The organism is Anoxynatronum sibiricum (genome assembly GCF_039414295.1).
Taxonomy (GTDB): Bacteria; Bacillota; Clostridia; order Peptostreptococcales; family Tindalliaceae; genus Anoxynatronum; species Anoxynatronum sibiricum.
This window is the reverse complement of sequence record NZ_JBCITM010000059.1, coordinates 1-567: the sequence shown is the minus strand read 5'-3', so window position 1 is coordinate 567 and position 567 is coordinate 1. Positions and strand designations below refer to the sequence as shown.

Sequence of the window (567 nt, the reverse complement as noted above, 5' to 3'; positions counted from 1 at the left end):
TGAGGTTGTTGAAAAAGTCTATGAAAATAGGCTTTTTTTCTTGCAATCAAAAAGGAGATTCGCCCCTTGATGTCGAATATAGATATAAGGGGTGATTCGAATGATGACAAAGAGAGACCATGTTCAGCTAAAAGCCGAATTAGTGATATTGGAGCAGTTGGTAAAAGAAGACCACTTACTGAGAAAAATTGATAAGCACATATCATTGGGGTTTATCTATGACCTTGTAGATGAGTATTATGCCGATACCATGGGCCGACCATCCATTGATCCAGTGGTGCTGTTCAAGATGTCTCTAATCCAGGCACTCTACGGAATACCTTCAGAAAGAAGGCTGGCCGAAGAAATCCATCACAACATGGCCTACCGCTGGTTTTTAGGTTACGGCATCACCGATACCATCCCCGACCACAGCACGATTAGTTACAACAGAACCCAGCGATTTAAAGACGCGAAGGTGTATGAAAGCATTATGAACGAAGTGGTCCTAATGGCAATGGAAAACAAAATGGTGTCAGGAAAAATTTTTTACACCGATTCAACCCATATTCGGGCCAATGCGAGCAA

Annotated in this window: 1 protein-coding gene; it reads left to right on the top strand. The window is 42.2% G+C overall.

Features of this window, described 5'->3' with window-relative positions:
* Positions 1–100: 100 nt before the first annotated feature.
* A partial coding sequence (locus AAIG11_RS17935) for a transposase (protein WP_343187556.1) occupies positions 101–567 on the top strand: 467 nt, incomplete at its 3' end.